A 21,781-nucleotide genomic window follows, 5' to 3' on the forward strand; every position below is an offset into this window, starting at 1 on the left:
GAAAGGGCTCGCTTAGACCGGTTCCCGCGCCATGACAAGGCAAGTGTTCTGGCCGCCGAAGCCGAAGGAGTTCGACAGTACAGTGCGAACCTGCGCATCGCGCTTCTTGTTCGGCACGACGTCGAGCACGATCGCAGGGTCGGGATTGTCATAATTGATGGTCGGGGGAATGACGCTTTCGCACATCGTCATCAGCGAAAACGCCGCTTCGACCGCGCCCGCCGCCGACAGTGTGTGGCCGATCATCGACTTGTTGGACGAGATCGGCATAGAGCCGATGCGCTCGCCAAACACCGTCGACAGCGATAGGTGCTCCATCTTGTCGTTTTCCGGCGTCGAGGTGCCGTGGGCGTTGACATAGTCGATCTCGTCTTCGCCGAGGCCCGCATCGGCAAGTGCGGCCCGGACAGCGGCAATCGCCGGCGAACCGTCCGGCTTGGAGCGGGTGCGGTGGAAATCGTCGGCCTTTTCGCCACAGCCGCTGAGGATGCCAAGAACGGCGGCCCCACGGGCGAGCGCCGCCTCCAGCGATTCCAGCACCAGAGCGCCGGACCCCTCCGCCAATACAAAGCCGTCACGGTCCTTGGAAAACGGCTTGGAAGCCTTTTCCGGATTGTCGTTGTGAGTGGAAAGAGCCGACAGCAGCGAGAAGCGGATCAGCGCCTCGGCGGTTGCCGAACCGTCGGCGCCGATCGACAGGGCCCGGTCGCATTCTCCACGGCGGATCGCCTCGACGCCGAGCTGAATGGCGGTCGCGCCGGACGCGCAAGCCGTCGAGAGCGTGATCGGCAGGCCGCGCGTGCCGAACCGGTCGGCGAGCCGGTCGGCGATCGAACCGAACTGGGTGGTTTCGAAAACATCAAGCTCCTTCAGGCCGCGCGCCACACGCAGCAGCCTTTCGGCGCCGGAATCCTGCTTGTCGGAATTGTAGAGCGAAAAGCGGTCGTGCCAGTCGAGTTCTACCGGTGGCGAGGCGAGGAACAGAGGGCCGCCGAAATCACCGGAATTCAGGCCGGCTTCGCCAACGGCCTCCTGCGCAGCGGTTTCCGCAAGCTCATAGGTGAGGAGGCTTGCTCCCTTGGAGCTCGACGGCAGAAAATCGACCATGCCGGAGATACGCGTGTTGAGGTGATCGACCGGGAAACGGGTGATCGGGTGAATGCCCGACTTGCCCGAAGTCAGTGCTGCCCAATTATCTGATTTGCCGACGCCGAGCGAGGTCACAACCCCGATGCCGGTGACGGCGACAACGGGCCTGCCCATGTGATCTCTGAACTTGGCCATCCGGGAGCCCCTCTCATCTCTGCGGCATGATCGCGAAACGCGCCTCAGGCGGCGTTGACCAGCGCCATGCCCTCGAATTGGTGATAGCCGATCGCCGTTGCAAGGACGCTCGCGGGAATGCCTTCGAATGGCTTTTCGGCCGTAGCGTCAAAAACAGGGTAGGCGGCCTTGCGGTCGACAGCCAATGCCGCCAGCGCCACGGCGAAGGGGAACTGTGCTTCCTTCATATGCCCGGTCAGCGTCGAGAAACCGCGCGTGGCGATTGCCGGATCGGCATCGAGCGCTGATTTCTCGGCAATGGTTGCCGCATGTGCGCCGGACGCGCCGGACATGGCGAGCAGCTTGCCGTTCGGCGGCGCCGCCTGTTTAAGCAGGAGAGCGATCTCGGCGTCGAGTTCTCCGCGCGACCGCCTGGCGCGGCCGGACACGATTTGTCCGAGCTCCGCGTAAATCTTGCGCCCGCGGCTTGCCGCGTGTTCGCGCTGCTCAAGCACCAGGAAGGCCCCGCCGGAACCTGACACCACGCCGCCGCCCTCGGCGCCCTGCCTTTGCCAGACAGGCTTCCACGGGCCGCGATGCAGATAACCGGCCAGTTCATAGCCGAGCAGCATGTCGGAATGTTCAGTCTGGAAGGCGCCGCCGACCAGGATGTGCGTCGACTGGCCGGAGCGGATTCGCGCGGCCGCCGTCTCGACGGCGGCGACGCCGGCGCCTTCCTCGCCCATGAAGGTGCGCGACGAGCCCGTCACCTTGTGGACGATGGAGATGTTGCCTGCGAGCAGATTGGAAAGCTGCGCCAGGAACAGAGTTGGGCGCAGCTCTGTGGTCAGCTTCTCGTTGAGCAGCACGTCGCGGTCGTTGCGGCTTTCCGAAGCGGCGAGAATGTCAGCGTCGACCGCTTCGTCGCGCTCGCCGCCGCCGGCTGCCACGACCATGTCCATGGTGGTGCACAGCTCGTCATTGCCCTTGATGCCGGCATCGTCCAGGGCGAGGCCCGCGGCATAGGTGCCGAGCCTCTGCCATGTCTCCATCTGCCGCTGGTCGCCGCGCTTGGCGATCTGAAGGTTCCAGTCGATCTCGGGCAGCGGATGGACGGTGTAGGGTGCAAAGCGCGCGGCTTCGAGCACCGGCTCCCGGCCGGGTTGCGCCAGCTTCTGCCAATGGGCGTCAGGACCTTCCCCCAGCGAGGAAACAAGGCCGATACCTGTGATGACGACGTCGTGGGGGCTGCTCATGGGCGGCTTTGTGGGTCAGGCGGCGGAGCGCGTCAAGTCACGCGCCCTGATGACCTCAGGCGGTCTTGGCGGCAACCAGCGCGTCGATCTTGGCGCACAGGTTCTTCATGACGAAGTAATCGTCGGTCGAAGCCTTGCCGTCATTGACTTCCTGGGTCCACTTTTCCAGCGGCACCTTGATGCCGAATTCCTTGTCGATGGCGAAGACGATGTCGAGGAAGTCGAGACTGTCGATACCGAGATCGTCAATGGTGTGGCTCTCGGGCGTGATCGTGTCGATATCGATCTCACTGGTATCGGCAATGATCTTGGCGACTTTGTCGAACGTGGTGGAGTTCGTGGTGGACAAGGGCTTTTCCTTCTTTGCGGGCGGAATCTGTCCGCATTCGTTTGGGCGCTGTCTAATCGGTTTTTTCCGGCAGGAAAAGGCCTGATAGCCGGGCGCGGATGGGCAGGGCGCCCAGGAAACGCAAGAAGAGCCGCCGGTTGACCCGGCGGCTCTTCCATTGACGTAACGTAAGCTCAGCTGTCGCGGAGCTTGACCAGGTCGTTCAGCAGCCCGCCCGTTCCGTTGTGGACAGTCAGCCGCTCGACCTTGCCGGCGATGGTTTCCAGAGCCTCGAGCTCCTTCAACCGCAGCATCACCGGGTTTTCCGCCATCACCCTGGCAGTATTGAGCAGGGAACGCGTGGCGTTCGTCTCCTCACGGCGGCGGATGACGTTGACCTCGGCCTGCTTTTCGGCCGAAACCACCTGATTGAGGATCTCGCGCATCTCGCCCGGCAGGATGACATCCTTGAGCGCGATATCGCTGACCTCGACCCCGATCTCGGCCATGTCGGCCCGGACCTTGGCCGCCGCCTCTTCGTCGACCGTCACCTTCTTTTCAAGGATCTGGTCGAGGGTGAGCGCGCCCAACGTCTTGCGGAAGGCGTACTGCAGGGCACGGTAGAGGGCCTCGGAGAAATCCTTCACCACGCTCACCGCCTTGACCGGATCGACGACCCGGTATTCGGCGGCGATGTTGACGCGGATCGTGACGCGATCCCTGGTCAGCACTTCCTGCCCGGCGACGTCGAGCGACTGGCGCTTGAGGTCGACGACCTTGATCTGCACCATCCGTCCGACGTTCCAGAAGCCGTGCACGCCAGCGGCAAGTGTCCGCACAAGGACACCGTCGATGAACAGCAGCCCGGCCTGGCCGTCGACAACGGGGTGAACGGACATCAATTCCGCCTTCCGAGCCTGGCCGAGCCGGCGCATAACCGCCGGATCGATGGCAAGATCGGCCGAGGTGTCGACCACCGTCACCTTCCACGGTCCGGCATCGGTCCACAGCACCAGCTTGCGGTCCGGCGCCAGCACGGAATGGAGGTTGCCGTCACGCTCGATGACGGCGACTTCCGTGCGTCCGGTGCGAATGACGGTAAAATGACGCGCAGCCACGTCCGGGAGCTTGTCGAACAACGCCTTCTCGTACGCCGAAACGAATTCCGGGTTCTTCAAATCGTGCCGGGACACCTCAAGGCTCTGGTTCCGGTTGGCGAGCCAGTGCTCACCCGGCAGCAGGACAGCCTTGATCTCCCCCTTGTGGAGGGTGAGGGCACGTTCGTTTTCCCTTACGAGGACGCGCTCGCGCCCAAGAACCTTGTCGAGAATAGTCGTCATTGTCTTACTCCTGTCGGGCATGGCCCCATGCGAGGCGTCACGTCATGCGTCGATCTTCCCTTCGTTTCTCGTTTCGCTTCGAATTCCGGCACGAATGATCCAGGGACTGGTGGCATCAATCCGTGGCGGGCCTTCGGGAGCGGATCGCGGGGCAGCGAAGCGGGCGCCGGAGGCCAAAACCTCCCTTGCCGGCGACGCTGCGCCTTGACCATCACCGCGAGCCTGGCCGCGAGCCGACGGCATCGGACCTTTCGATACGGCTTTGGCCCGAAGGCTTCGGCCGTCCGTCAGGTCTTCAGCATTCCAGTCCCCGGACCGTTTTCGGATAAACCCTGGCAGGGTGCTGGCTTATCAGGCCAATGGAGAAGGAATCGAACCTTCGACAATCAGATTATGAGTCTGATGCTCTAACCAAACTGAGCTATCCGTGGTGCAGACGACGGGACTCGAACCCACAACCTCCGGATTAGGTCCGGCGCTCTCCCAATTGAGCTACATCCGCGATCCCAATCCCCAAAGCTGCGCCGTATACAGGGCGGCAAAGCCGCCTGCACGGGCGGAGACGAAAGCTCCAACCGTTGTGCTCGCTTCGGTTTTCGTGACCGGGAGCGCGCCTATAGCCCCCGCGACGGGTTGTCGCAAGCGGCATTGTCGCGGCCAAATCGCGGCTTCTTGCGGCGGTGGCATTTCGGCAACACTGGTTGCCGCGCCTGCGATCGGGGAGTTGCGGTCTCAGAACGTGACGCGGCCGAGTACGCGCAAGCCGTCGCCTTGCGGCTCGACCACCACTGCTTCGCCTTCGCGCGGCGATACGCCGGTCAGCGCCACGATGTTTTCGAGATGGGTGACCATGACCATATTGTCGGAACCGGTATAGGCGCGGATTTCCTTCATAACCGCCGCGATCTGCGCCGCCTTGTCCGCCGCATCGCTCTTCAAAAGATCGAGGGGTGCAAAAAGCTCCGGCTCGGCCTCGAAGGCGGTGCGCGCCGTGTCGAGGCAGCGGCAATAGCGGCTGGACAGAATGCGCTCGATGGGAGCCGCGCGGGCGGCAAACAGGGCGCCGATCTTGCTTGCCTGCTGCTTGCCGCGCGCCGACAGATTGACCTGGGTGGCGCAATTGCCGATCTCGAAATTGGCCGGGTCGGTGGTGCCGGTGACCATGGCGTGGCGCAGCAGCACGACATGGCCGCCGTCGCGCAGCAGCGCCCAGCCGGCGTCCGTCGCGTGCGCGGCGGCGGGGACGACAAGCAGGAACAACGCCAAGGCTAACCGGATCATCGCCACCCTTCCATGAGTCCGTATCGGGCTCCAACCATTCGCATATAGAGATTGGAAAGCGGGCACAAAGACAAGCCGGGCGTCGGCCGCGTCTCAAGCCTCACTTTTTGGCGAGCTGCTGCTTCACCAGATCGATCTTCTGGTCGGTGAGCGGGATGGGGATTGTGTAGCCGGCTTCGGTAAAACCCTGTTTGGCGTTCTCGAAGAACGCGATCGCCTTGAGGTATTCCGGCTTGCCGCCGCCATAGCTGGCGCGGTTTCAGTGGATGTCGCCAAGGTTGCTCTGTTCGAAGGCCCACTGCATGGGCTGACTTTCCCTGGTGAACACTTTCAGCGTCGCCGTGAAAGCCGCCCCGGCGTTATCGAGATATTTGCCGGTCCGTTCGATGTTGCCGAGGTTGAGGAGGCTCATACCGATACCGTTCTGGGCGTTGGCCCAGTCGACGGGTGCCGTCTCGATGGTCAGCACTTCAAGCGCCGCACGCCGCGCGGCGATTGAATCCTGCAAGATCCTGGGATCGGCATTGCTCATGCTCAACCAATGCAGCGTCGAGCCGAGGCCAGCCTGACTCAGCGCCCATTGCCGCGGATTGGTCTCGCGTTTGTACTCGCGCAAGGCATCGCGGTAGGCGGCAATCGCCTCGCTGTAGTGTTCGGGCTTGTCCGTCACGCCGCCAAGAAGCTGGAGCGTGTTGCCGAGATTACAGTAGCTCATCGCCCAATCGAGGGGAAATTTCCGTCTGACATAGACCTGGCGGGCCGCCTGGAATGCCGCGGCCGACTGCTCCAGCCTGGATGCGTCGCGGGTGCGCTGGCCAAGCGTCTGGTAGATCGAGCCGAGATTGTTCTGCGCCGACGCCCAATCCATCGGGAAGCGCTGCTTGGTGAACACCGTCAATGCACTGGCCGACGATCAGCGCCACGCCCTTGAGGTCTTTTGCCTCGGCAGCCTGAAGCATCGACGCGGCAACGGAGACAAGCATGGCGACAAACAACGTCAGCCACGCACGCCGGAAAAGACGCAGTTTCGAGGTTTCGACAAAGGTCATTTGTCGTTCCGCCCTGATGATCCAAGCCCTCTATAACCCTGGCAGCCGACGATGATCAAATTCGGGCGCGATTGCGCCGCGACCGTGGCTCGCCTATCCCTGAAAAATGTCTCCGCTCACCGAAACCGTCCTGTTCGTCTTCAGTCTTGTCGCGCTCGGCTATCTCGCCGGGTACACAGGTTATCTGAGACCGGCGAGCGGCGAGGGGATATCCGACTTCGCGGTCTCCGTGGCAATGCCGCTGCTTCTGTTCCAGACCATGGTCAAGGCCGATTTCCATGGCGTGGCACCATGGCCGCTATGGGGTGCCTATTTCACCGCCGTGGCGATCACCTGGGCGGCGGGCCATGTCGTCACCACGCGAATCTTTGGTCGCGATGCACGCGCCGGGGTCGTCGGCGGGGTGTCATCGGCCTATTCCAATGTGGTGCTGCTCGGTGCCCCCTTCATCCTTGGCATATTTGGTCCGAGCGGCTTCGAAGTGCTGTCGCTGCTGGTCTCGGTGCATCTGCCGATCATGATGATGGCTTCGATCGTGCTGTTCGAGATGTTCGGCCGGGGCAGCGGCGACCATGTGCATCCGTTGCGCGTCATCCGCAGCTTCCTGAGGCGGCTGTTCATCAACCCACTGATCATCGGCATTATCCTGGGGCTGGCATCGCGGCTCAGCGGCGTGCCGTTGCCCGGTCTCGTCATGCGGCTGGTCGATGCGCTGGCGAATACGGCCGGGCCGGTGGCGCTGTTTGCCATGGGGCTCAGCCTGCGCCGCTTCGGCATATCAGGCAATGTCCGGCCGGCCCTGGCGCTTTCGGCGCTGAAGCTGTTCCTGATGCCGGCGCTGGTTCTTGCCTTCGTCTGGCTGCTCGGCCTGCCGCCGTTGACTGCCAAGGTGGCGGTCGTGGTGGCGGCGCTGCCGTCCGGCATCAATTCCTATCTCATCGCCGTGCAGTTCAACACCGGCCAGGCGCTGGCATCGAACCAGATGACCATCGCCACGGCTTGCGCGGTCCTCACCACCGCCTTCTGGCTGACGGTGGTCCTGCATGTCTTCGGGTGAGATTGACGACGGCGCATGCCGACCCGCTCTCGTCTTGCGCTGGTCCAACCCCTATATGCCATCTTGCGATTGCTTGCGAGGCTTTCCCTAGGTTAAGAGCAATGGCTCCAGCGTGCGGCCCTGCCTGCGCTTTACCGAAGACATCCAGATAGCGGCCCGTGAGCGCCGAACGGAGGCTAGACCATGCTTCAGAAAACCAGCCATTTCATGCGCCAGGCCAATCTCATCAACGGCGAATGGGTGCAGGCCGACAGCGGCCAGACGGTCGATGTGAACAATCCAGCCACCGGCCTCAAGATCGGCACGGTGCCGAAGTCGGGCAAGGCAGAGACACGCCGCGCCATCGAGGCGGCCGACGAAGCTTTCAAGACCTGGCGCAAGACGACCGCGCTCGAACGCTCCAAGCTGCTGCGCAAGCTGCATGACGCGATGATGGACAATCAGGACGTGCTGGCTGAACTGCTCACCATCGAGCAGGGCAAGTCGCTGTTCGAGTCCAAGGGCGAGATCGGTTCGGCCGCCGCCTACATCCTGTGGTTCGCCGAAGAAGGCCGCCGTACTTATGGCGACGTCGTGCCCTCGCCATGGGCGGACCGTCGCATCCTGGTGACCAAGGAACCGGTCGGCGTCATTGCCGCCATCACACCGTGGAATTTCCCGTCCTCGATGCTGGCCCGCAAGCTCGGTCCCGCACTTGCCGCAGGCTGCACCGCCGTGGTCAAGCCGGCCTCGCAGACGCCGTATTCGGGTCTCGCCTGGGGAGCGCTGGCCGAGGAAGTCGGCTTTCCCAAGGGCGTCGTCAACATCCTGACCGGCGCCGCCGGCGAGATTGGCGACGAGATCTGCGCCAATCCGCTGGTCAAGAAGATCACCTTCACCGGCTCGACCGAGGTCGGCAAGGTCCTGATCCAGAAATCGTCGGTCACCGTCAAGAAGGTGTCGATGGAACTCGGCGGCAACGCGCCGTTCATCGTCTTCGACGACGCCGATGTCGAGCGTGCCGTGGCCGGCGCGATCACCGCCAAATATCGCAATTCCGGCCAGACCTGCGTCTGCACCAATCGCTTCCTCGTCCAGGCCGGTGTTTACGACAAGTTCGTCGAGAAGCTCGCTGCAGCCAGCAACGGCCTGAAGGTCGGTTCCGGCCTCGAAGAGGGCGTCCAGCAGGGGCCGCTGATCGACGAGAAGGCGGTGGAGAAGGTCGAGGAGCTGATCGCCGATGCCACCTCGAAGGGCGGCAAGGTCGTCGCCGGCGGTCATCGCCATGCGCTGGGCGGCTCGTTCTTCCAGCCGACGGTCATCGCCAACGCGACGCCGAAAATGCGCTTCATGAAGGAAGAGATCTTTGGCCCGGTCGCACCCGTGTTCAAGTTCGAAACCGAGGAAGAGGCCGTCGCGCTCGCCAACGACACCGAGTTCGGCCTTGCCTGCTATTTCTACACCGGCGATCTCGGCCGCGCCTTCCGGGTCATGGAAGGCCTGAAATACGGTATGGTCGGCGTCAATGAAGGGCTGATCACCACTCCGGAAGCGCCGTTCGGCGGCGTCAAGGAATCCGGACTTGGCAAGGAAGGCGGACATCAGGGCATCGAGGATTACCTCGATACCAAATATGTGTGCATCGGCGGCCTCGGCCTCTGATAGGCTGGTGTTGGGGCAGGCTGGTAAACCTGCCCCAGGCTGAACAACCAGCCGAAGTCCTTTGGATCCACTGGCATTTGCGGGCATGATGATGAAGGACGGCGAGGTTTTCGGCACGACGCAGGCAGGCGAACCGATCCGCCGCTTTACGATCAGGGGCGGCGGCCTCAGCGCCAACGTCATCGGGCTTGGCGCCATCGTCCAGGACCTGCGGCTGATCGGGCACGACGCGCCGCTGGTCCTCGGCTACAACAATCTGGAGGCCTATGAGACCGACACCGGCTTCTTCGGGGCAGTGGTTGGGCGCTACGCCAACCGCATCGGCGACGGCCGCTTCACAATTGGCGGCAACCGCTACCAGACCGAGCGCAACTTCCTGGACAAGCATACGCTGCATGGCGGCTCGCAAGGCTACTCGCACCGTCCATGGGCGGTTTCACTGCATGGCAGGGACTTCGTCACGCTGACATTGCACGATCCCGATGGCGCGATGGGCTTTCCCGGCGCGCTCGACGTTACCTGCACTTACCGGCTGAAAATTCCCGGCACGCTCAGCGTCGAACTGACGGCGACCTGCGAGGAGCCGACGCCGTGCAATCTCACCCAGCATTCCTACTTCAACCTTGATGATGGCGGCACGGGCGACATTCTCGACCACAGGATGATGCTGAACGCCGGCGCCTATCTGCCTGTCGACGGCGACATGATCCCGACCGGCGTGGTCAAGCCGGTCGACGGCACGCCCTTCGATTTTCGTCAGGCGCGGCCGCTGCGCATGGAGACCGAGGGCGAACAGCTGCCCTACGACCAGAATTTCTGCCTGGCCGCGGCGCGCGGGCCGCTCAAGCAGGCAGCGTGGGTGCAAGGAGCGAATTCCGGCGTCGAGATGGAAGTCTGGACCACGGAGCCCGGTGTCCAGCTCTACACCGGGCAATATGTGACGCCGCGCATCGGTCTGGAAGGACGGAATTACAAGGCCTTCAGCGGCTTCTGCCTGGAGCCGCAAATATGGCCGGACGCGCCGAACCGGCCTTATTTCCCGCAGGCGACGCTATGGCCGGGCGCGATCTACCACCACGTGACCGAATATCGCTTCCGGCAGAGTTAGCTTTTTCAGGGCTTGTCGAACGCCGCTCGTAGCGTCTCGAACGACGCCAGCGCCCCGCGGACCTGCACCACGGCAGCGGCAACGCGGTGCGCGTGGCGGACAGCGTCCGTCGGACCAAACCCGGCAAGCCGTGCGGCGAGATAGCCGCCGTTGAAGGAATCCCCGGCACCTGTCGTATCCACGGGCTCCGCGACATGGATTGCGGCGACCTCCCGCAGCGCTCCACCCTCGGCAATCAACGCCGGCGCTTCGCCGTTCTTGACCACGACCTCCTTGACCAATTGACCGAGGCGATCAGCGGTCGCCTGCGGTGTGTCATCGCCGAACAGCATCTGTTCGTCCGGGAAAGTCGGCAATGCAATGTCGGTGACGGCGAGCGCTTCGACGATCGCTGCCTGCGAATCCTCGCGGCGGCGCCAGAGCCGTGGCCGATAATTCGGATCAAAGGCGATCAGCGAGCCCGCCGAGCGTGCCTTAGCCACGGCAACCAGCAGTGCCTTGCGCGAGGCCTCGTCGAGAATTGCCAAAGTGATTCCGGAAAAATACACAAGCGCCTGATTTTCCAGGTTTTTCGACAACGCCGCTGGATCCGACGCGAGCTGCTTGGCGGCGGCGTCGCCGCGCCAGTAAGTGAAGGAGCGCTCGGCGCCGGTCAGCGTGATCGCATAGAGGCCGGGGCGCGCGCCCGGTACGACCGGGCTGGAGCCGATGCCGATGCCGTTTTCTGCGAAGAAGGCGATCTGGCCCTGTGAGAAGGGGTCGTCGCCGAAGGCCGAGACATATGTTGCCGGCCGGTCAGCGCTCAGCGCATGCAGCGCCCACAGCGTGTTGAACGTGTCGCCGGCAAAGCCCATGCGCCAGTTCGGGCCGGTCTGTCCCGACAGTTCGAGCATGCATTCGCCGATCGAGGCGACGCCGTTTCCCACCATCTGCAATCCTCCAGTGATTTCGGTGCTGTAGCTTTTTGGCGGACGCAGCGCCATGCTTGGCAAGCAGGCTTTTTTCCGCCACAGCGTTTTCCCACAGGCTGGCGGGATGCGATCCGCCCGGCAGAACGTTATCCGCAGAAGAGGAACCGGTTTGGCATCATTATGGCGTTATTTCCTGGCAGGTCTTGGTCTGGCTGCTTTGCTGGTCGGCGTTCTCGCGGCCGTCTATCTGACGGCGCCGCATTCGGCACAGCCCGTCGGCCCGGATGTCTCGCGGACCAAGAAAACCGACAATGGATTGTACGTAGCGAGTTTCGTGCCGGAACGCGGCGTGGTGCGGCAGGGCGAGCTGGAATCCTGGCTGCTGACGCTGAAGACAAAGACAGGGGCTTCGGTGGAGCGAGCCGCGATCACCATCTCCGGCGGCATGCCGCAACACAATCACGGTCTGCCGACCAGCCCGCAGGCGACCGATTATCTGGGCGAGGGACGCTACCGCATCGAAGGGGTGAAATTCACCATGAGCGGCTGGTGGCAACTGCGTTTCGCCATATCGTCCGGCGCGGGCTCCGACACTGTGCTGTTCAACGTGGTGCTGTGAGCGGTCGATGAGGCGCTTTTTCTGCTTTTTTGCGCTGACGGTGGCGGCCATCCTTGCCGGTTGCGGCAAGCCGGATTTTTCCGATGCCGAGAAGAAAATGATTGCTTCGCTGGCATTGAACACACTGCCAGCGCTGAAGCCGGACACCACCAATCGCTTTGCGGATGTGCCAGCCGCCGCCGCACTTGGCTCGACGCTGTTCTTCGACGTCGGGATGAGCCGCGACGGTACGGTGTCCTGCTCGACCTGCCACAAGATCGATCGCCAGTTCCAGGACGACCTGCCGCAGGCGGTCGGCGTTGGGCGCACCAACCGGCGCACCATGCCACTGGCCGGTGTGGCGCGCGACCCCTGGTTCTTCTGGGACGGACGTCGCGATAGCTTGTGGGCGCAGGCGCTGACCCCCCTCGAAAACCCGTTGGAACAGGCTGGAAACCGCACCGCCTATGCGCGTTACATGAAGACACGCTTCGGCGAACGCTATGAGCGGATCTTCGGGCCATTGCCTGATTTGTCCGGCATTCCGCCGAATGCCAGCCCGCTCGGAAGCGATGCCGAAAGGACAGCCTGGAACGCGATGAGCGGCGCGCAGCGTGATGCGGTGAACCGCGTCTACGCCAATATAGGCAAGGCGATCGCCGCTTTCGAACGCTCGATCGAGCCGTCGCCGACGCGCTTCGACCGCTTTGCACTGGACCTTGCCACAGGTGCCGAGCCGAAAGGCGATGCGGCCTTTTCGCAAGAAGAAATCCTTGGGCTGAAACTGTTCATCGGCAAGGCCAATTGCGTGACCTGCCACAACGGCCCGCGCTTGAGCGACAACGGTTTTCACAACACGGGCGTGCCGCCTGTTGCCGGCCTGCCGGCGGATCGTGGGCGCGCCGATGCGGTGGCCCAAGTCGAGGCCGACCCGTTCAACTGCTTCGGCGCTTATCGCGATGGCGACGCCAGTGCCTGCGGCGAACTGCGCTTCATGGTCAAGGATGCGCCGGAACTTGTGCGCGCCTACAAGACGCCGTCGCTGCGCGGTGCGGCGACGCGTCCGCCTTACATGCATGCCGGGCAGTTTTCATCGCTCGACGAGGTTGTGGCGCACTACGCCAAAGCAGCAGGAAGTGTTGAGGGCACCTCTGAAATTCACCCGCTTGAGCTGTCCGACCACGAGCGCGCCGCACTGGTGGCGTTCCTGAAGACGTTGTCGGAATAGGTTACCTATCCTTCACCGTTTCCATCGCCACGAAGGTCGAGGTCTGGGCGACGTGGGGCAGGGCCGAGATGCGCTCGCCGAGCACGCGGCGGTAGGCGGCGATGTCGCGGGTGCGGACCTTCAGGAGATAGTCGAAGCTCGACGCCATCATGTGGCACTGCTCGATCTCCGGCACGGCCTGTACGGACCGGTTGAAGGCATCGAGCGCGGCGGATCGGGTGTCCGACAATTTCACCTGGACGAAGGCGACATGGCCTTCGCCCATGCGTTCGCGGTCGATGATCGCCTGGTATCCCCTGATATAGCCGTCCTTCTCCAGCCGCTTCACCCGCGCCTGCACCGGTGTCTTCGACAAGCCGACTCTGGCGGCCAGTTCCGACATGGAAAGCCGGCCGTTGCTGGCCAATGCCGACAGGATGTTCCTGTCGATGCGGTCTAATTGGTCTTCTGTCATCGAAACCGCAGCCTGAATCAGCAATTTTCAGCAGCATGATAAGTCCGATTGAGCTGCCGTGTCGATTTTTTCAGACCGCCTGAAATCTGGCACTTGTGCTAGCTTGCGCCATTCGGTCCGGTGACCGCCGGCCGCTCCCTTATGCTTGCTCATAGGACCGCCATGCCGCTCGACGCCATCCGCCAGCAGATCCGTGCCAATTATTTGCCCGACGAAGACGCAGCGGTTAAGCGATTGGCCGAGGCGACCGGGCTTTCTGCCGGACACCGCAAGGCGATCTCGGCGCGCGCGGCCGACCTGGTGCGGGCGGTACGGGGCTCCACCGATCCCCGGCTGATGGAGGTCTTCCTCTCCGCCTACGGTCTCTCCACCAAGGAAGGCGTGGCGCTGATGTGCCTGGCCGAGGCGCTGTTGCGCGTGCCCGACACCGAGACGATGGACGATCTCATCGCCGACAAGATCGCGCCGCACGACTGGTCGGCGCATTCCGGTGGTTCGAGTTCCATTTTCGTCAATGCCTCGACCTGGGCATTGATGCTGACCGGCCGGGTGCTCGACGAAGGCGAGGGGGGCATCGAAGGCACGCTGCGCTCGATGGTGCGAAGGCTGGGCGAACCCGTTATCCGCAAGGCGGTGGCCGCCGCCATGCGCGAGATGGGCGAACAATTCGTGCTTGGCCGCACGATCGCGGAAGCCGTCAAGCGCGGCCGGCCGATGACCCAGAAGGGTTATCTCTATTCCTTCGACATGCTGGGCGAAGCGGCTCGCACCGAGGCCGACGCCTTGCGCTACCACAAGGCCTATGCCGACGCCATTTCCTCGCTCGATGCCGGCTCGAACGGGCCAGATATCCGGTACAACCACGGCATTTCGGTCAAGCTCTCCGCGCTGCATCCTCGCTACGAGGTGGCGCAGAAGGAAAAGATGCTGCCTGTGATGGCCGAGCGGCTGTTGTCGCTGGCTCTGGCCGCACGGTATTCGCGGATGGGCCTCAACATCGATGCCGAGGAAGCGGATCGTCTGGATCTGTCGCTCGACGTCATCGAGCGGGTGCTGGCAGAGCCGGAACTCGCCGGCTGGAATGGTTTTGGCGTCGTCGTGCAGGCCTATGGCCCGCGCGCGGCTTTCACCGTCGACTGGCTCTATGCGCTGGCCAAAAAAAACAATCGCAACATCATGGTTCGGCTGGTCAAGGGCGCTTATTGGGACACCGAGATCAAGCGTGCGCAGACGCTCGGACTGTCAGGCTATCCGGTGTTCACGCGCAAGGCCAACACCGACGTTTCCTACATCGCATGCGCGAAAAAACTGCTTGGGATGACCGACCGAATCTATCCGCAATTCGCCACCCACAATGCCCACACCGTCGCCGCCATTCTGTCGATGGCGGACAACCGCGACACCTTCGAATTCCAGCGCCTGCACGGTATGGGCGAGGCCTTGCACGAAACCGTGCGCCGGTCGGAGGGCACGCGTTGCCGCATTTACGCGCCGGTCGGCGCGCATTCGGACCTGCTTGCCTATCTGGTCCGTCGACTGCTGGAGAACGGGGCGAATTCCTCCTTCGTGCATCAGCTGACCGATGAGGACGTCAAGCCGGAGGACATCGCGCGTGATCCATTGGAAACGGTCGAACGCCAGGGTACCGCCGCCAATCCGGCGATTGCCCGGCCTTCCCAGATATTTGGCGCGGGCCGTCGCAACTCGAAAGGGTTCGACATTACCGATGCGATGACGCTGGCTGCTATCGACCAGGCCAAAGCGGCATTCGCGGGTCCCGATCGCTGGCACGCCAAGCCGATCACGCGCGCCGCCGGCTACGGCAAGCAGCGCCCGATCGTCAATCCGGCAAAACCTTCCGAGGTCGTCGGCATGGTTCACGAGGCCGCCGCCAAGCAAGTCGCGACCGCCGTGCGCATCGCGGTGGAGGCGCAGCCGGCCTGGGCAAAACGGCCGGTCGCCGAGCGTGCCGGCATCCTCAACCGCGCGGCTGACCTTTACGAGGCCAATGCCGTCGAGTTCTTTGCGCTCGCTACGCGCGAAGCCGGCAAATCGTTGGCAGACGGCGTCGCCGAGGTGCGCGAGGCCGTGGACTTCCTGCGCTATTACGCCACCGAGGCGGCGAATGCCGAGGCGGGCACGCAAGCGCGCGGCGCCATTGTCTGCATTTCGCCATGGAATTTCCCGCTCGCCATCTTCACCGGCCAAGTCGCGGCAGCACTCGTCACCGGCAATTCGGTGATCGCCAAACCGGCTGAGCAGACGCCGCTGATCGCCTTCCGCGCCGTCGAGATGCTGCGCGAGGCCGGTGTGCCGGAGGACGTCATCCAGCTCCTGCCCGGCGACGGCCCATCGGTCGGTGGCCCGCTGACTGCAGATCCGCGTATTGCCGGCGTCTGCTTCACCGGGTCGACCGAGGTTGCCAAGCTGATCGAAAAACAACTGGCCGAGACCGCGGTGCCGGACGCCATGCTGATCGCCGAGACCGGTGGTCTCAATGCCATGATCGTCGATTCTACCGCGCTGCCCGAACAGGCGGTGCGCGATATCCTGGCGTCGGCCTTCCAGAGTGCCGGCCAGCGCTGCTCGGCGCTGCGCGTGCTCTATGTGCAGAAAGACGTCGAGAAGAAGATGCTGGAGATGCTGAAGGGCGCCATGGAGGCGCTCAATATCGGCGATCCCTGGCTGATCTCGACCGACATTGGGCCGGTCATCGACAACGAGGCGCAGGCCTCGATCCGCGATTATTGCACGACGATGGGGCTGCAAGGGCGGCTGATCGCCAAACTGGAAGCCCCCAAGGACGGCCGCTTCGTCGCGCCGCATGTCTTCCGGGTCAAGGGCATCGAGGAGATGGAGCGCGAGGTGTTCGGGCCGGTGCTGCACGTCGCCAGTTTCGACGCCGATCAGATCGACAGCGTCATCGCCGCCATCAACCGCAAGGGTTATGGCCTGACCTTCGGTCTGCACACCCGCATCGAGGGGCGTGTGCAGCATTTCGTCGACGGCATCCATGCCGGCAACATCTATGTCAACCGCAACCAGATCGGCGCCGTCGTCGGTTCGCAGCCATTTGGCGGCGAGGGCCTCTCCGGCACCGGGCCGAAGGCAGGCGGCCCGTACTATGTCAGGCGCTTCCGCAAGGGGCCGGAAGCAGGCACGGAAGTTGGCGAAGGCCACAAGGTTACGGCGACCGAGCTTGCCGACAATCTGCCCGATCCGGCACTTGGCGGCTGGTCGACGCGGCCGGACCGGATCGCCATCCTGAGGAAGCATCTGCGTGGCAAGGGCGCGGCCGCGATCGGTGCCGCCGCCAACATCGATTTCGGCCAGGTCGATTTGCCTGGCCCGACCGGCGAGGCCAACACGCTGTCGCTGTCGCCGCGCGGCCGGGTGCTGTGTCTGGGGCCGGACGCCGACACGCTGCTAGCCCAGACCATCCAGGCGCTCGCCGCCGGCAATGCGGTGCTGGCGGTGGCGCCAGGTGCCCCGGCTACCCTCTCCGCATTGACGGGGAAAGGCCTGCCGCTGGCGGCCATCGATGGCCGCCCCGATCCGGTCGAGGCGCGCTCGCTGCGCGTCGATGTCGTTGCTTTTTCAGGCACGCCCGAGGCGGCGCGCATCGTGCGCAAGGTCATCGCCGAGCGCAGCGGGCCGATCGTGCCGCTGGTCAGCGAGGTGCTCAATCCGGCGGCCTATGCGCATGAGCGGGCGGTTTGCGTCGACACGACGGCAGCGGGCGGCAATGCCAGCCTGTTGGCCGCTGCATAGACTGGTCGATACTTACGCGCCTTCGACAACGGAAAAGCCCTCGAATTGCGGGTGGCCGAGATAGTGGACTTTTGTCGTGCCGACATTGCGGTGGGCGGCGCGAAAATTCTCCGACTTGGTCCAGGCGACGAAATCGTCATGGCTGGCCCAGACCGTATGCGAGGCAAAAAGCGTGTAGCCTTCGGCCTCGTTGACCGGACCGTGCAGCAGATGGAACTCGCGGAAGCCTTTCATCTCGGCAAGGCTGGAATCGCGGTTCTTCCACACGGCTTCGAACTCGGCCTCGGAGCCGGTCTGCACCTTGAAGCGGTTCATGGCGATATACATGGGGGTTCCTTTCAGCAGGTCTCGAACGTTGATGATTGATGGCTTGAGTGAATGGCTACGGCTCAGAACGGACCGATTGGCGCCTTGAAGCGCCAGCTCGACATCCCGGTCTCGGGCGGGATTGGCGGGAATGGCGCCTGTTTTCGCACCAGCTCCAATGCGAATTGATCAAGCTCCGGCGAGCCGGAGCTCTTGGCAAGTTGCAAATCGGCAACGTTGCCATCGGCAAGCACGACAAATGCCACCATCGCGTTGTTGCGGGCTGTCGTTTGCGCGGATTTCGATACACGGCGATTGGCGCGAGCCAACTTGCTGGCCACTTCGCCGCTATAGCGGGAAGCCGCCGCGTTGCCGGCCTCGCTTTGCTTTCTCCCTTTGCTGGCAATGGCCGCCTTGATTTCATGGCCGTCAGCCGAGCCGCGCTTCTCGTATGGTTCGCCGGCATTTGCTGGAGCACTTTCCGGGCTCGGCCTTGCGATGGGAACCTGCGGCTGCTCTGGAACCGAGGCAGGCGTTTCGGTGTCCTCGGCCTGCACGGTCGGTTGCGCCGGCATTTCAGTTCTGGGAGGCGCCACGCTCTGGTCATCGGAACGCGGCGTCCCCGCCACCAGTATGTCCGGCGTGACCGCCGGCAGCTTGACAGGTTCCGGCAGAGGCTCGGGAGGGGGCTTCGCGCCTTTCTGCGCGGGACGTGGAGGTTGTGTCGGTGGCATTGACCCCGCTGCCTTTGCCGGTTGCTGCTTGGCCGGCTGCGGATTCGGCACCAGCGTGACATTCATCGCCGCCGGGTCCTTGTCCAGGGCGCTACCGACCACCTTGTCTCCTGAGTGATCGCTGCCTTCCGACTGCACCCCGCCCTGGAGATCGAACGTTGCCGTTGGCGATATAAAAAAGGCCGCCGCCACGCCTGCGTGGAGCAGGCAGGAGACGACGATCGCAGCCGGCCATTTGCCGGTGCCGGCAGGCGGCCGCGTCTGGGCAAGCGGCTCGGCCGGCACGATGGCCAACTCGTCGCCGGCAGTGGGGAAGGAACTGATTTCCTGCATGTCGCGCGGCGGAAAATGCAGCGGCCCAGGCGCCATTGTCAAATCAAGATAGGCTGGCTCGAACAGCAGTTCTGGTCCCACATCAGACGCCGAAAGCAACTCCGGTCCTGGTGTCCGTCTTCAGCTTGCGCAAGCAGGCGGCCGGTTCGAGGCCCGTGCCGGCGCATTCCGTCGCGCTGTTGATCAGCACACGGCTGACCTTGGTGCAGTCGGTGCCGGCCAGGTCAAAGCGCGTCACCTTTGTCTCGCCCGATGGCAAATCCTTGAAGTCGAGCACCGTCAGCCGGTCGACCACCCCGGCCTCGTTGAACAGGGCGATCTCGAACGCCGCCTTGGTGAGGTCGGCGCCGAGATTGTTGTTGACCAGGAAGGTCAGCCGGCAGCCCTTGTCGGAAGCTTGCGCGGCATTGAGTTCGAGGATCAGGACCGGCGCGGACTGTTCAGCCCACGCCGGAACGATCGCAAGCGACATCGCCAGCGTCGAGGTCAGCAGACGAAGGGATGTCGTCAAGCTCGTCATGCTCAGCCTCCAAATCGCATGGTTGCGGCCAGCTTCAGCGTGATGCCCGGTTCATGGACAGCGACCGTCGTGCCACCGTTCAGCGGGTTGGCGTATTTGACGTCGAACAGGTTGTCGGCACGGAAATCGACTTTCAGATTGTCGGTCGCCTGATAGCTGGCGAACGCGTTGACCAGTATGTAGTCCGTGGCCACCGCATTGCCCTTCGGCTTGCCGTTATACTGTACCTCGCCGCCGACGGTCAGCTTGTCCTCGAGGAAGCGCAAGCCGAGCTGAGCGGTGACCTGAGAGGAAGGAATGGTGGCGAGGTCGGCTTCCACACCCTTGTAGGAAACCGTGTGGCCATTTGTGATCGTAGCCGAGAGGCCGGCATAGCCCCATGCCGCGTCGTAGACACCTTCCAGCTCGAGGCCGTCGATCTTGGCCTTGGCGAAATTCTGATACTGGAAGCAGATCGGGATGCCGGGGCCGAAGGGGCAGCCGCTGCCTGGAGCGAACGGCGACAGCGTTACGCCGTCGATATAGTCGTCGACATCGTTGTTGAAATAGGCCGCCTTGATACGGAGTGCGTCGCCAGCCTCGAAGATGTCGTTCTGCTTGTAGTTGACGCCGAACTCGGTCGTCTTGCCGGTTTCAGGCCGCAGATTTGGATTGGGCAGGAACGGGAAGCTGACGCCAGCCGGATGGTTGCCGCTGATCAGCGTTTCCGTGATCGACGGCGAGCGATAGCCTTCCGCGTAGGTGCCGTAGAATTGCAGGCCGGCAAGCCCGGCGCTCTCGAAGGGCGAGACACCGACCGTGACGCGCGGCGATAGCCTGTCGCCGGAAATATCGTGCGTGTCATCCTTCAGGCTATAGCTGTCGTAGCGCAGGCCGGCGATGACTTCGAGCCAGTCCCAGCTGAGCTTGTCTTGGACGTAGGCGCCCGACACATTCCGCTTGCCAGAAGGGGTGTAGAAACTGTCGCCGCCGGCAGCGCCGCCCGTCTTGACGCTGTCGCCGACCCAGTCACCGCCATAGGTCAGTTCATGCGCGATGCCGCTCGTCTCGAACCGTGACGTGTTCCAGATATCGATGCCGGTCGTGCCGACATCGAATGTCGACCGCGATCCTGTCGGCAGCATCACGGGAAGACCGGTCACCGGATCGAAGCGGTTCTGCGGCACAAGACTGGTCAGGTCGAGATTGGTCTTGTTGTAGGAGGTGTTGATGTGGAGATCGAGCCAGCTCTTGTCTTCGTCCGTGATGTTGTAGCGGGCCGTGAAGGTGTTCGACTTCAGGTCGACATCATTCACAGAGAGGCCGCCGCTGGTCTCGTTCCAGCCATCGCTAGAGCCGACCCAGCCAAGCTTCAGTTCACTGTTCTCGGTCGGCCGGATGGTGGTCTTGAGCAGGCCGCTCAGCACGTCGAAACCAGTGCCATTGACGGTGTCGCCGTCGCCGTCCTTGTAGTTGTCGTAGTCGCGGTAGACGATGTTGCCCAGCACGTCCCAGTTCTGATTGATCCGATAGGCGCCGGATGCGCTTGATGTCCAGCCCTTGCCGTTGCTTTCGTAGCGTCCAGTAACGGAGCCTGCCCAGGTTTCGTCAGGGTTGAGGAAATCCAGCGCATCCTTGGTATCGAAGAAGACGACGCCGCCAATGGCGCCAGAACCATAGGTGTTGGCGACCGGACCGCGGATCACGTCGAGGGATTTGACCAGTTCGGGATCGATGTAGAAGGTCGACTGGGTGCCGTGGTCGGAACGCTGGAAATTCTGGCGCGCGCCATCGACGATTACAGCGACGCGGCCGAAATCCTGCAGGCCTCGGATGTTGATGCTGGTGCTGACGCGCCTGGCGTCTGCCTGCGCGGCGACACCTGGTACGCCGAGCAGCATTTCGTTTGGCGTCGTCGCCATGCGGCGGTCGAGTTGCTCCTGGTCGACGTGGCTGGCCGAAGCCAGCGATTCGATCGCCGTTTCGCCGGTGCGGCTGAGCACCAGGATCTTGTCGAGCAGCGTCGCGCCCGAGGGAGCTGCTTTTTCCTGATCAGTCTTTTTCGATTGACTGGTCTGCTCGCTCGCCGGCTGCGTCGCCTGTTGCGCGTGCGCCGATGGCGCGGATAGGGCGATCGCCGCCACGCTTGCAAGCAAAGCCATTGCACGGTTCGCCTTCGACCGGCCGCGCCATTCCCAATTCATCAACCCCATGCCCCAACTCCAAATTCCAGGTTCCATGCTGGCTGGCCCGGGGCTTGCTGGCATTTTCGATCGTATCCGGCATCTTAAATGTTGACTCATTTACTCCGGTATTGCACTGACTAGTAAACATGATTATTCGAGTCAAGAAATGAATCGGCAATTTCGCAACGCCTAGCCAGATGCCCGGCACAGGAAAGGGATCGACCCAGATGAACACGCACAATCCCAACGATTTTCGCTATCGCGTCCGCCGTTCGGACGATGCCTCCGCCCGTTTCGATCGGATTCCGCTGGCGGTGCGAACGCTGTCCAGCAACACGCTGTTTCAGGGCGAGCACGAGATCGGCATCGAACATCATGGAGCGCTCTACCGGCTGAAGATCACCCGCCAGGGCAAGCTCATTCTCAACAAGTAAGGCA

At 63.2% G+C, this 21,781-nt stretch carries 21 protein-coding genes and 1 tRNA gene; 8 read left to right on the top strand and 14 right to left on the bottom strand.

From position 1 onward, the window contains the following. Positions 1-12: 12 nt before the first annotated feature. The 7 genes from FJ941_RS02050 to FJ941_RS02080 form a co-directional block, all read right to left on the bottom strand. Positions 13-1,284: a beta-ketoacyl-ACP synthase gene (locus FJ941_RS02050; protein ID WP_140502683.1), complete on the bottom strand. Its 1,272-nt coding sequence runs from the start codon at positions 1,282-1,284 to the stop codon at positions 13-15. A 44-nt stretch (positions 1,285-1,328) separates the two neighbouring features. After that, complete coding sequence (locus FJ941_RS02055) at positions 1,329-2,519, bottom strand: beta-ketoacyl-ACP synthase (protein WP_140502684.1); 1,191 nt, start codon at positions 2,517-2,519, stop codon at positions 1,329-1,331. Between the two features lie 55 nt (positions 2,520-2,574). After that, positions 2,575-2,868 carry an acyl carrier protein gene (locus FJ941_RS02060; RefSeq protein WP_027029416.1) on the bottom strand — a complete coding sequence of 98 codons (294 nt, stop codon included), beginning with the start codon at positions 2,866-2,868 and terminating at the stop codon, positions 2,575-2,577. A 173-nt stretch (positions 2,869-3,041) separates the two neighbouring features. Beyond that, entirely contained in the window at positions 3,042-4,187 is a 1,146-nt protein-coding gene (locus FJ941_RS02065; RefSeq protein WP_181169691.1) for a slipin family protein, read from the bottom strand. Between the two features lie 356 nt (positions 4,188-4,543). Next, positions 4,544-4,613, bottom strand: a tRNA-Met gene (locus tag FJ941_RS02070). Positions 4,614-4,919: 306 nt separating this feature from the next. Further along, positions 4,920-5,468, bottom strand: a complete 549-nt coding sequence (locus FJ941_RS02075) for a histidine phosphatase family protein (protein ID WP_140502685.1) — start codon at positions 5,466-5,468, stop codon at positions 4,920-4,922. Positions 5,469-5,727: 259 nt separating this feature from the next. Further along, positions 5,728-6,336 carry a tetratricopeptide repeat protein gene (locus FJ941_RS02080; RefSeq protein WP_246673656.1) on the bottom strand — a complete coding sequence of 203 codons (609 nt, stop codon included), beginning with the start codon at positions 6,334-6,336 and terminating at the stop codon, positions 5,728-5,730. 13 nt (positions 6,337-6,349) lie between these two features. Between FJ941_RS02080 and FJ941_RS02085 the strand changes: the two genes are divergently transcribed. The 4 genes from FJ941_RS02085 to FJ941_RS02100 all read left to right on the top strand — a co-directional run bounded on the left by FJ941_RS02085 (position 6,350) and on the right by FJ941_RS02100 (position 10,323). Then, positions 6,350-6,553, top strand: a complete 204-nt coding sequence (locus tag FJ941_RS02085) for a hypothetical protein (protein ID WP_140502687.1) — start codon at positions 6,350-6,352, stop codon at positions 6,551-6,553. 70 nt (positions 6,554-6,623) lie between these two features. Continuing rightward, entirely contained in the window at positions 6,624-7,574 is a 951-nt protein-coding gene (locus tag FJ941_RS02090; RefSeq protein ID WP_140502688.1) for an AEC family transporter, read from the top strand. Between the two features lie 183 nt (positions 7,575-7,757). Then, entirely contained in the window at positions 7,758-9,215 is a 1,458-nt protein-coding gene (locus FJ941_RS02095; RefSeq protein WP_140502689.1) for an NAD-dependent succinate-semialdehyde dehydrogenase, read from the top strand. An 85-nt stretch (positions 9,216-9,300) separates the two neighbouring features. After that, positions 9,301-10,323 (top strand): aldose epimerase family protein, encoded by a 1,023-nt coding sequence (locus FJ941_RS02100; RefSeq protein ID WP_140502690.1) that lies wholly within the window; start codon positions 9,301-9,303, stop codon positions 10,321-10,323. 5 nt (positions 10,324-10,328) lie between these two features. Here the strand turns inward: FJ941_RS02100 and FJ941_RS02105 are convergent, their stop codons facing one another. Beyond that, positions 10,329-11,252 (bottom strand): sugar kinase, encoded by a 924-nt coding sequence (locus FJ941_RS02105; RefSeq protein WP_140502692.1) that lies wholly within the window; start codon positions 11,250-11,252, stop codon positions 10,329-10,331. 151 nt (positions 11,253-11,403) lie between these two features. On the opposite strand from FJ941_RS02105, the gene FJ941_RS02110 reads away from it, so the two are divergent. Together FJ941_RS02110 and FJ941_RS02115 are read left to right on the top strand one after the other, a co-directional pair. Beyond that, the gene (locus FJ941_RS02110; RefSeq protein ID WP_140502693.1) at positions 11,404-11,853 is read left to right on the top strand and encodes a FixH family protein; all 450 of its coding nucleotides are present in this window, start codon (positions 11,404-11,406) and stop codon (positions 11,851-11,853) included. 7 nt (positions 11,854-11,860) lie between these two features. Then, positions 11,861-13,060 (top strand): cytochrome c peroxidase, encoded by a 1,200-nt coding sequence (locus FJ941_RS02115; RefSeq protein WP_140502694.1) that lies wholly within the window; start codon positions 11,861-11,863, stop codon positions 13,058-13,060. Between the two features lies 1 nt (position 13,061). Here the strand turns inward: FJ941_RS02115 and FJ941_RS02120 are convergent, their stop codons facing one another. Further along, complete coding sequence (locus FJ941_RS02120; RefSeq protein ID WP_140502695.1) at positions 13,062-13,514, bottom strand: Lrp/AsnC ligand binding domain-containing protein; 453 nt, start codon at positions 13,512-13,514, stop codon at positions 13,062-13,064. Between the two features lie 162 nt (positions 13,515-13,676). On the opposite strand from FJ941_RS02120, the gene putA reads away from it, so the two are divergent. Then, on the top strand, positions 13,677-17,285 hold the full coding sequence (gene putA, locus FJ941_RS02125) for a bifunctional proline dehydrogenase/L-glutamate gamma-semialdehyde dehydrogenase PutA (protein ID WP_140502792.1): 3,609 nt from the start codon (positions 13,677-13,679) through the stop codon (positions 17,283-17,285). 12 nt (positions 17,286-17,297) lie between these two features. Here putA and FJ941_RS02130 read toward each other — a convergent pair whose 3' ends face one another. The 5 genes from FJ941_RS02130 to FJ941_RS29290 form a co-directional block, all read right to left on the bottom strand. After that, on the bottom strand, positions 17,298-17,612 hold the full coding sequence (locus FJ941_RS02130; RefSeq protein ID WP_140502697.1) for an antibiotic biosynthesis monooxygenase: 315 nt from the start codon (positions 17,610-17,612) through the stop codon (positions 17,298-17,300). A gap of 62 nt (positions 17,613-17,674) precedes the next feature. After that, positions 17,675-18,517 (bottom strand): energy transducer TonB, encoded by an 843-nt coding sequence (locus tag FJ941_RS02135; protein WP_246673657.1) that lies wholly within the window; start codon positions 18,515-18,517, stop codon positions 17,675-17,677. 223 nt (positions 18,518-18,740) lie between these two features. Further along, the gene (locus tag FJ941_RS02140; RefSeq protein ID WP_140502698.1) at positions 18,741-19,178 is read right to left on the bottom strand and encodes a hypothetical protein; all 438 of its coding nucleotides are present in this window, start codon (positions 19,176-19,178) and stop codon (positions 18,741-18,743) included. Positions 19,179-19,180: 2 nt separating this feature from the next. Continuing rightward, the gene (locus FJ941_RS02145) at positions 19,181-21,319 is read right to left on the bottom strand and encodes a TonB-dependent hemoglobin/transferrin/lactoferrin family receptor (RefSeq protein WP_246673658.1); all 2,139 of its coding nucleotides are present in this window, start codon (positions 21,317-21,319) and stop codon (positions 19,181-19,183) included. Then, entirely contained in the window at positions 21,210-21,578 is a 369-nt protein-coding gene (locus FJ941_RS29290) for a hypothetical protein (protein ID WP_246673659.1), read from the bottom strand. The genes FJ941_RS02145 and FJ941_RS29290 overlap by 110 nt, the downstream gene beginning before the upstream one ends. Here FJ941_RS29290 and hemP point away from each other — a divergent pair. Then, the gene (gene hemP, locus FJ941_RS02150) at positions 21,571-21,777 is read left to right on the top strand and encodes a hemin uptake protein HemP (protein WP_027051401.1); all 207 of its coding nucleotides are present in this window, start codon (positions 21,571-21,573) and stop codon (positions 21,775-21,777) included. The two genes, FJ941_RS29290 and hemP, sit on opposite strands and share 8 nt — an antisense overlap. The last annotated feature ends 4 nt before the right edge of the window (positions 21,778-21,781 follow it).

It is taken from the genome of Mesorhizobium sp. B2-3-13, assembly GCF_006442195.1.
Taxonomy (GTDB): domain Bacteria; phylum Pseudomonadota; class Alphaproteobacteria; order Rhizobiales; family Rhizobiaceae; genus Mesorhizobium; species Mesorhizobium salmacidum.

Coding starts and splice junctions, on each gene's coding strand:
- FJ941_RS02140 (WP_140502698.1), bottom strand. CDS start 19,178: ATGACGAGCTTGACGACATCCCTTCGTCTGCTGACCTCGACGCTGGCG.
- FJ941_RS02095 (WP_140502689.1), top strand. CDS start 7,758: ATGCTTCAGAAAACCAGCCATTTCATGCGCCAGGCCAATCTCATCAAC.
- FJ941_RS02080 (WP_246673656.1), bottom strand. CDS start 6,336: ATGGATTGGGCGTCGGCGCAGAACAATCTCGGCTCGATCTACCAGACG.
- FJ941_RS02100 (WP_140502690.1), top strand. CDS start 9,301: ATGATGATGAAGGACGGCGAGGTTTTCGGCACGACGCAGGCAGGCGAA.
- FJ941_RS02105 (WP_140502692.1), bottom strand. CDS start 11,252: ATGGTGGGAAACGGCGTCGCCTCGATCGGCGAATGCATGCTCGAACTG.
- FJ941_RS02075 (WP_140502685.1), bottom strand. CDS start 5,468: ATGATCCGGTTAGCCTTGGCGTTGTTCCTGCTTGTCGTCCCCGCCGCC.
- FJ941_RS02065 (WP_181169691.1), bottom strand. CDS start 4,187: ATGACGACTATTCTCGACAAGGTTCTTGGGCGCGAGCGCGTCCTCGTA.
- FJ941_RS02120 (WP_140502695.1), bottom strand. CDS start 13,514: ATGACAGAAGACCAATTAGACCGCATCGACAGGAACATCCTGTCGGCA.
- FJ941_RS02050 (WP_140502683.1), bottom strand. CDS start 1,284: ATGGCCAAGTTCAGAGATCACATGGGCAGGCCCGTTGTCGCCGTCACC.
- putA (WP_140502792.1), top strand. CDS start 13,677: ATGCCGCTCGACGCCATCCGCCAGCAGATCCGTGCCAATTATTTGCCC.
- FJ941_RS02115 (WP_140502694.1), top strand. CDS start 11,861: ATGAGGCGCTTTTTCTGCTTTTTTGCGCTGACGGTGGCGGCCATCCTT.
- FJ941_RS02055 (WP_140502684.1), bottom strand. CDS start 2,519: ATGAGCAGCCCCCACGACGTCGTCATCACAGGTATCGGCCTTGTTTCC.
- hemP (WP_027051401.1), top strand. CDS start 21,571: ATGAACACGCACAATCCCAACGATTTTCGCTATCGCGTCCGCCGTTCG.
- FJ941_RS02130 (WP_140502697.1), bottom strand. CDS start 17,612: ATGTATATCGCCATGAACCGCTTCAAGGTGCAGACCGGCTCCGAGGCC.
- FJ941_RS02090 (WP_140502688.1), top strand. CDS start 6,624: ATGTCTCCGCTCACCGAAACCGTCCTGTTCGTCTTCAGTCTTGTCGCG.
- FJ941_RS02145 (WP_246673658.1), bottom strand. CDS start 21,319: ATGGCTTTGCTTGCAAGCGTGGCGGCGATCGCCCTATCCGCGCCATCG.